This window comes from Streptomyces prasinopilosus, assembly GCF_001419695.1.
GTDB lineage: Bacteria > Actinomycetota > Actinomycetes > Streptomycetales > Streptomycetaceae > Streptomyces > Streptomyces prasinopilosus.
The window spans coordinates 1-8,622 of the sequence record NZ_LIRG01000144.1; the positions used below are offsets into that span (position 1 = coordinate 1).

General features: G+C 72.0%; 5 protein-coding genes. 3 read left to right on the forward strand and 2 right to left on the reverse strand.

Annotation, left to right across the window (positions count from 1 at the left end; translation table 11 throughout):
* Positions 1 to 4,027: RHS repeat-associated core domain-containing protein (locus tag AOK18_RS07465; protein ID WP_055693808.1), on the forward strand; the 4,027-nt coding region annotated here is incomplete at its 5' end.
* 13 nt (positions 4,028 to 4,040) lie between these two features.
* Positions 4,041 to 4,799 (forward strand): hypothetical protein, encoded by a 759-nt coding sequence (locus tag AOK18_RS07470; RefSeq protein WP_055693809.1) that lies wholly within the window; start codon positions 4,041 to 4,043, stop codon positions 4,797 to 4,799.
* Between the two features lie 560 nt (positions 4,800 to 5,359).
* Here the strand turns inward: AOK18_RS07470 and rbsK are convergent.
* Complete coding sequence (gene rbsK, locus AOK18_RS07475; protein ID WP_055693810.1) at positions 5,360 to 6,259, reverse strand: ribokinase; 900 nt, start codon at positions 6,257 to 6,259, stop codon at positions 5,360 to 5,362.
* Positions 6,256 to 7,326: a LacI family DNA-binding transcriptional regulator gene (locus AOK18_RS07480; RefSeq protein WP_055693811.1), complete on the reverse strand. Its 1,071-nt coding sequence runs from the start codon at positions 7,324 to 7,326 to the stop codon at positions 6,256 to 6,258. Before AOK18_RS07480 ends, rbsK begins: the two co-directional genes overlap by 4 nt.
* 408 nt (positions 7,327 to 7,734) lie before the next feature.
* Between AOK18_RS07480 and uriH the strand changes: the two genes are divergently transcribed.
* Positions 7,735 to 8,622: uridine-preferring nucleoside hydrolase UriH (gene uriH, locus AOK18_RS07485; protein WP_055693812.1), on the forward strand; the 888-nt coding region annotated here is incomplete at its 3' end.

The following is an 8,622-nucleotide window of genomic DNA, read 5'->3' on the forward strand; positions in this document are numbered from 1 at the left end:
GCGCACCGCGGTGCGCGCGGCACGGGACACAGCCCCCGAGAAGCCGTCGTACGCGCAGCAGGCGGGGCAGGGTCTGCAGGAAGCACAGATCATGGGCGACCACGTCGGCGGCGGCCTGATCAAGGGCACCGCCGGGCTAGTGAACTTCGTCCGCTCGGTCAACTTCCTGGACCCCTACAACCTCACCCACCCGGCCGAGTACGCCACGAACCTCAACAGCCTGGCCTCCGGCCTGGTGCTGGCCGCCAACGATCCGGTCGGCACCGGCAAGCAGATGGTCGGCGACTTCATGAAGGACCCCTACGAGGGGTTCGGTCGGCTGCTGCCCGACGCCGCGCTGACCGTGGCCACCGGCGGGGGCGGCGCCGCGGTCAAGGGCGTGCGCATCGCCGCCGACGCCGCCGACGCCGCGCGGGTGCGCCGGCTGGTCGACGAGGCCCCCGAGGGCACCCACGACCGCCCCGACCACACCCGCACCACCGACGGCACCGACCCCGTCGACCTCGCCTCGGGGCGGATGTTCCTGCCCCAGACGGACGTGGAGATCCCCGGAATCCTGCCCCTGGTGTTCACCCGGCGCACCGAGTCCGGCAACACCAGCGGCCGCTTTCTGGGACACGCCTGGACCTCCACCGTCGACGAGCGCCTGGAGATCGATCCGGTCGGCGTCGTCCACGTCACCCCCGAGGGCCTGCTGATCCCGTATCCGCATCCGATACCGGGCTCCCCCACGCGCCCCGAGTCCGGCACCGCCCGCACCCAGCTGGCCCGCCACGGTGACGGCGCCTACACCCTCACCGACCCCGACACCGGCCTGACCCTCCACTTCAACGCACCACCCGACGCCGAGCCCGGCGGCGACGGCACCGCCTGGCTGGCATCCGTCACCGACCGCAACGGCCACGCGCTCACCGTCGACCGCACCGAGGACGGGCTGCCGCTGTCCCTGGTCCACTCGGCCGGCCACCGGGTGAGGCTGACCTGTGCCGACGGCCGGATCACCGCCCTCGCCCTGGCCGGCGCGGACGAGGACGGCACCGGCCTGCCGCTGATGGCCTACGGCTACGACCAGGACGGCAACCTCACCACCGTCACCAAGCCCTCCGGCGCCACCACCACCTTCCTCTACGACGACCGCCGCCGGGTCACCGCCTGGATCGACTCCCACCACAGCCGCTACGACTACGCCTACGACGACCACGACCGCGTCATCGCCGAGGGCGGCGAAGCGGGCCACGTCCAGATCACCCTCGCCTACACCGCACCGGATGCCGAGACCGGTCACCGCACCACCACGCTGACCACCGCCGACGGGCGGAGCACCCGCCACCTGATCGACCACCACTGCCGGGTCGTCGCCACCACCGACCCCCTCGGCCACACCACCCATTTCACCTACGACACCCACGGCAGCCTGCTCACCCGCACCGACCCGCTGGGCCGCACCACCGCCCACACCTACGACCCCGACGGCCGGTTGATCGGCGTGACCCGGCCCGACGGCACCGAACTGCGCATCACACGAGGACCGTTCGGGCTGCCTGCCGAGGTCGTCGGGCCCGACGGCGCCCGCACGACCTACGCGTACGACGAGCGCGGCAACCGGACCACGGCCACCGATCCGGCCGGTCACGCCACCCACTGCACCTACGACCGTGCCGGCCGCCTCACCTCCGTCACCGACGCCCTCGGCGCCACCACACAGGTGGTCTGCGACGCCGCGGGCCTGGTCATGGCGGTGAGCGACCCGTCAGGCGCCACCACCCGCACCGAACGGGACGGGCTGGGCCGCCCGGTCCGCGCCACCGACCCCATGGGCGGTGTCACCCGGCTGGAGTGGACCACGGACGGGCAACTCGCCCGCCGTACCGCCCCGGACGGCAGTACCCAGTCGTGGACCTATGACGGCGAGGGCAACTGCCTCACCCATACCGACCCGGCCGGCGGAGTGACCCGCTACGCATACACCCACTTCGACCTCCCGCTCGCCACCACACGGCCCGATGGCACGCGCTACGCGTTCCGGCACGACAACGACCTGCGTCTCACCCATGTCACCGGTCCACAAGGCCTGATCTGGACCTACGAGTACGACGCGGTCGGCAACATCGTCTCCGAGACCGACTTCGACGGGCGCACCCTCGCCTACCGCCTGGACGCGGCGGGACAGCTCACCGCCCGCACCGACGCACTCGGCGGAACCATCTCCTTCGAACGCGACCGGCTCGGCCGGGTACTCCGCACGAACGTCGACGGGCAGGTGACGACCTACACGTACGACAAGGCGGGCCGCCTCCTGGAGGCGATCGGCCCGGACAGCGAGGTCCGCTACCAGTACGACCGCCGCGGGCAGGTCAAAACAGAGCTGGTGGACGGCCGCCCGCTCATCTACTCCTACGACGGCCTGGGGCGCCGCACCCGCCGGACCACACCCACCGGTCACGTCACGTCCTACGCCTACGACTCCGACGGACTTCCCCGGCGACTCACCACGGGAGACCGGCGGATCGACTTCACCCACGACGCCACCGGCCGCGAACTCACCCGCGCCTACGGGGACGCCGTCACCATGACGTCGGCCTGGGACGAAGCCGGACGGCTCGCCGCACAGCACACCACCGCCGAAGCCCGCCCCGTCACCGGCCGCGCCTACACCTACCGCGCCGACGGCCGTCTGACATCCGTCGCAGACCGACTGTCAGGCACCCGCACCTTCGCTCTCGACCCGATGGGCCGGGTCACCACCGTCCATGCCCCGGGCTGGACGGAGCGGTACGCCTACGACGACGCGGGCAACCAGACCTCTGCGACCTGGCCGGACCGGCATCCGGGCGGCGAGGCGACCGGGGAGCGGACCTACAGTGGCACCCGTATCACCCGCGCCGGAAGCGTCCGCTTCGAGCACGACGCCCTCGGCCGCGTTACCCTGCGGCAGAAAGCCCGCCTGTCCCGCAAGCCCGAGACCTGGCGCTACGCGTGGGACACGGAGAACCGCCTCACCTCCGTCACCACCCCCGACGGGACCCGGTGGCGCTACCGCTACGACCCCCTGGGCCGCCGCACCGCCAAGCAGCGTCTGGCGGCCGACGGCGAGAACGTGGTCGAGGAGGCCCGCTTCACCTGGGACGGCCTCACCCTGTGCGAACAGACCAGCCACCGGCCCGACGTCCCCAGCACGGTCGTCCTTACCTGGGACCACCGGGACGTCGTCCCCCTGGCCCAGACCGAGCGCATCCTCACGGCCGACAGCGGCCAGGAGGAGATCGACCGGCGGTTCTTCGCCATCGCCACCGATCTGGTCGGCACGCCGACCGAACTCATCGACGAGACCGGCGACATCGCCTGGCGCAGCCGGAGCACGCTCTGGGGCACCACCGCCTGGGCCCGGGACAGCAGCGCCTACACCCCGCTGCGCTTCCCCGGCCAGTACTACGACCCCGAGACCGGCCTCCACTACAACTGCTTCCGCCACTACGACCCCGAGACCGGCCGCTACACCTCCCCGGACCCGCTGGGCCTGGCTCCCGCGCCGAACCCCGTCGGCTATGTGGACAATCCGCACACGGGGTGTGACCCGCTGGGTCTGATGCCCAAGTACACGAAGGAGGAAAAAGCCCAGCAGGCCAGGGAAAAGGCCATCCAGACCGCGGACGAGGTCATCGAGAGAGCCCAGGGCAACCGGATGAAGAAGGCCGGGAACTACCACGCGGATTCCATGCACGGCTTCAGTGACGAGCGGGTCTTGGAGATCCTCAAGAGCCCGGACGCCGTTTACCACTCGACGGCGGGCAGCGGGCGGCTGGTCTTTCGACAAGGGGAGGACATCGTGGTGACAGAGGGTGGAGGTGCGGGGGCGGGCAATGCCATCACGGCGTACGGCCCGTCCGGTACCAGGGGGGACTCCGGTGTGCGGGCCCTCGGAGGCCTGCCCTCCGACCCCGGCGGGCCGATTACCCACGCAGACGTGGTGGAGGGCAGGATTCCGGCCAAGAACGGCTACCTGGCTCCCGCGGTGCAGATTCGATGAGGCGGCATTCACCATGAGACTTACCCTCGACGGCGACTGGAGTGCGACGGTGACGGGCAATGCCCTTCGCGTCCCACCGCGCTTCGACTTCCTGGATCAGCGGGTGCGTATCGCGGAGTACACCGACGTGCAGGAATGGCAGCGGTTCCTCGTGGACACGTTCGGCAGCCAGGAGTGGCTGTGGGACGACCCGGACGAGCTCCGGTTCGATCCGGCCGGCCGGGAACTGGTCGGCGCCGCGTTCCGGCTGCCCCACGAAGCGGCCGACCCCGAGGACTGCGCCCGCGTTCCCGCCACGCCCCCCGCCCGTCCTGGCGGTCTGCGGGCCGACGAGGTCCGGGATTTCCGCCTGCCGATGACCACCGAGCTCTGCCGCGCCCCCGAAGACGCCGTACTGACCTGCCTGCGCGACCTCGACGTCCTCGACGAGCCGCTGGACGCCCGCATCGGCATCGCTCCCGACGTGGCGCTCCTCGTCCAGGGCGGCACCGTCGTCGGCTGGAGCCTGACCGACCCGGTCCGGTACGTCACCACCGGGTTCGCCGCTCCCGACCCGGCTCCACCGGCCCAAACCACCCGGCTCCTGTTCACGGCCTGCATGGACCTGGCCACCACGCCGTGGCTGGACGCGGTGAGGCGCCGTGACCCGGCCGCGGTGTCCGACCTGCGGGAACTGGACCACAGGCTGCGCGACCAACGCGAGGACCGGCACCGCGTCGACGCCCTGCTCTCGCTCGTCGGCGACCTGGTGGAGGATTACGCACACTCGTGACGCCCATTGATCAGAAGCTCATGGGCTTCTCATCCAGGAGGTGGCGAAGCGGCCGCGCACGGCCCGCACCGCTTCAGGTGCATGCGCCCGGGCCGGTCGGCCGCACCCGGTACGGCTTCGCGATGAGGCCGCCCACCTGTCGCCGCGTCCACACCTGCCCGCCTCGCCGTCAACGCGGTTGCCGGAGAACGACGGCCGGCGGCTGGTGACGCACGCATTCCGAACCCGGCTCCTCTCCGGGCGGCGGCGCTCGGTGGCAGTCCGACGGACCCCGGTAAGCCGGTGACCCACGAGGACATCGTGCAGGGCACGATTCCTGCCGACGACGGCTATAGGGCCCCAGCACAGCAGATCAGATGAGGCAGGAACGACCATAAAACTGTCGTTCGACGGTGACTGGTGTGCAACGGTGACGGACGATCCGCTGCACATCACCCCCGGTTTCACAGGCGACTCTGTGGATGTCGCGCAGTACGTGAACGTGAAGGAGCGTGAGCGGTTCCTCACGGCTGCCTACGGCAGCCAGGACTGGCCCCTGCTGCTCTCGCCGAGTCGGTGCTTCAGCGCTGCCCCGCGAGGAAGGCCTCGACCTCGTCGCGGCGGGCGAGTGAGGGCTGGGCGCCCGCGCGGGTGGTGCTGATCGCGGCGGCGGCGCAGGCCCGGCGGGCCGCCTGTTCGAGGGTGCGGCCCTCGGCGAGGGCGACGGCGAGCGCACCGCAGAAGGAGTCGCCGGCGGCGGTGGTGTCCACGGGCCGGACACGGAACGCCGGGATGTGCAGGTGTGCGGTGCCTTCGAGGAGGAGGACCCCGTCGCCGCCGAGCGTGACGAGGACCGCGCCGGCCCCGGTCAGCTTGCGGGCGGCGGCGACGACCTCGTCGATCGTCTCCGGTACGGACGTGCCGGTGAGGGCGGCCAGTTCCGTGCGGTTGGGGACCAGCACGTCGACGCGGGGCGGGGGGACGGCACCGGCGACGGCGGGGGCCGGGTTGTGGAGCACGATGCCCCCGGCCAGCCGCGCGGCGGCGTGGTTGGCCTCGTCCGGGACCTCCTGCTGCAGCACGGTGACGGCCGCCTTCCGCAGCAGGTCCGCCGCGGCCTCGCAGTCGGCGGCGCCCACGCGGGCGTTGGCGCCGGGGCTGACGAGGATGGTGTTCTCACCGGCCGGGTCGACGGCGATCAGGGCGCGGCCGGTCGCCACGCCCGGGGTGCGGGTGATGTGCGTGGCGTCCACGCCCTCGCTCCGGACGGCGTCGAGCATGACGTCGGCCGCGTCGTCCTCGCCTACCCGGCCGACGAAGGCGACGTTCCCACCGAGCCGGGCGGCGGCGACGGCCTGGTTGGCGCCCTTGCCGCCGGGGTGCTGGGCGATGTCGCCGCCGAGGACCGTCTCGCCCGGCACGGGGTGCCGGGGAACCGGCGCGACGAGGTCCAGGTTGAGGCTTCCGACGACTGCGATCACTGTTCCACCTCTGGAGTGCGGGTGCTGCCGGTGTCCTCGGCCGAGGACACGCGGGGTGCGCTGGGTGCGCGGGGTGCGCTGGAGGCGCGTACGACGAGTTCGGGGGCGAGACGGACCGACCGGCGCGGCCCGTCGTTCCGTCCGGCCGGCCGGTGGCCGAGCAGGTGCACGGCTTCGGCCGCCAGGGCCCGCACGGGTTGGCGGACGGTGGTCAGGGCCGGGTCGGCGAGGTCCACCATGGGGATGTCGTCGAAGCCGGTGACGGCGACGTCGCCCGGGACGTCCACGCCGAGCTGCCGCAGCCGTTGCAGTACGCCGACCGCGAGGAGATCGTTGGCGCAGACGACGGCGTCCGGACGGGACGGCAGGATCCGGTCCACCGCGGTCCGCCCCCACTCCAGCGAGAAGTCGCCGAGTTCGACCTGCCCGGGGCCGCGCGGGAGCAGGGCGCCGGCCTCGGCCTCGTACGCCGCGAGCCGCTCGACCGCCGCCGAGCCGGTTCCGGCGGCCCCCACGAAGCAGATCCGGCGGCGGCCGGTGGCGACCAGGTGGTCCAGGACGAGCGCCATGCCGGTGGCGTTGTCGGTCGCGACCCAGTCGGCGACGCCGGGGCCGCACCCGCGGTCCAGCAGTACCAGCGGCACGTGGGCCGCGGCCTTCTCCACCGCGTCCCGGCTCCGCTTCGCGTCGGCGGCGATGACCAGCAGGGCGTCGACCTGCCGGTCCAGGAGGTCGCTGATCCGGGCGGCCTCGATCTCCGGGTCGTCGTCGCAGTCGGCGAGCAGCACGGCCCGTCCCTCGGCGTGCAGGGCGTGTTCCACCTCCCGCACGAGGGAGGGGAAGAAGGGGTTGGTGATCTGCGGCAGGACGAGACCGACGGTGCCGGTGGAGCGGCTGCGCAGGGCGCGGGCGACCTGGTTGGGCCGGTAGCCGAGCTCCTCGGCCGCCTGCCGTACCCGGCGGGCCGTCTCGGCGCCGACCGGACGGGTTCCGGCCAGGACCCTGGACACCGTGGCGACGGAGCAGCCCGACGCGCGGGCCACCTCCCTCAAGGTGACGTCGGTCACGCTGCGGCCCCCTTCGTCGGTTTCGGCTGCGCCGGGCCCGGCCGGGCTCCACCGGGCCGGAACCGGCCACCTGGAAACAATGCGGGCAAACGTTATCACCACATAACCGTCGAGTAGCGACTCCTCACTTTTCAAGTGTGGGATGTCCGACATTGACAACTGTGTACGCTTACATGAGATTTTTGGAGAACGTTTTCCACGCCATGGCCAGGGACGCGGGCGGTGACGCCTGCTCCCGTGGCCGGCGACAGCGGTTCCGTACGTGTCGATGCCCCGGCAGCCCGGCGAAGACCGCTGCCACCTCCGGCGCCGGACACGTGAGCCGACGCACCCTCCACAGTGGCCCGCCCGCGGTCGCCGCTGCGGGGATCCACCTCACAGATCCGCTAGAGCGAAGGGGCTCTTCCGATGACCAGGAAAATCATCCTCGACTGCGACCCCGGGCACGACGACGCCATCGCACTGCTGCTGGCGCACGGCAACCCCGACATCGACCTGGTCGCCGTCACGACCGTGGTCGGCAACCAGACGCTGGAGAAGGTGACCCGCAACGCCCTGTCCGTGGCGCGCATCGCCGGGATCACCGGTGTGCCCTTCGCCGCCGGCTGCCCGCGGCCCCTGGTGCGGGCCGTCGAGACGGCGCCGGACATCCACGGCGAGACCGGTCTGGACGGGCCCGTGCTGCCCGAACCGACCCTGGAACTGGACCGCCGGCACGCCGTCGACCTCATCATCGACACGGTGATGTCGCACGAGCCCGGCGAGATCACCCTCGTCCCGACGGCGGGTCTGACGAACATCGCCCTCGCCGCGCGCAAGGAGCCCCGCATCGTCGAGCGGGTCCGCGAGGTCGTCCTGATGGGCGGCGGCTACCACGAGGGCAACTGGAGCGCGGTCGCCGAGTTCAACATCATCATCGACCCCGAGGCCGCCCACATCGTCTTCAACGCGGGCTGGCCGGTCACGATGGTCGGTCTCGACCTGACGCACCAGGCGCTGGCGACCCCCGAGGTCGCCAAGCGGATCGCCGCGGTCGGCACCAAGCCCGCCGAGTTCGTCGGCGAACTGCTGGACTTCTTCGGTGCCACCTACAAGGAAGCGCAGGGCTTCGAGCACCCGCCCGTGCACGACCCGTGCGCGGTCGCGTACGTGATCGACCCGGGCGTCATGACGGTGCGCAGGGCGCCCGTGGACGTCGAACTCACCGGCGGCCTGACCCTGGGCATGACCGTGACGGACTTCCGGGCCCCGGCACCGGCCGACTGCCGCACCCAGGTCGCGGTCGAGCTCGACCGC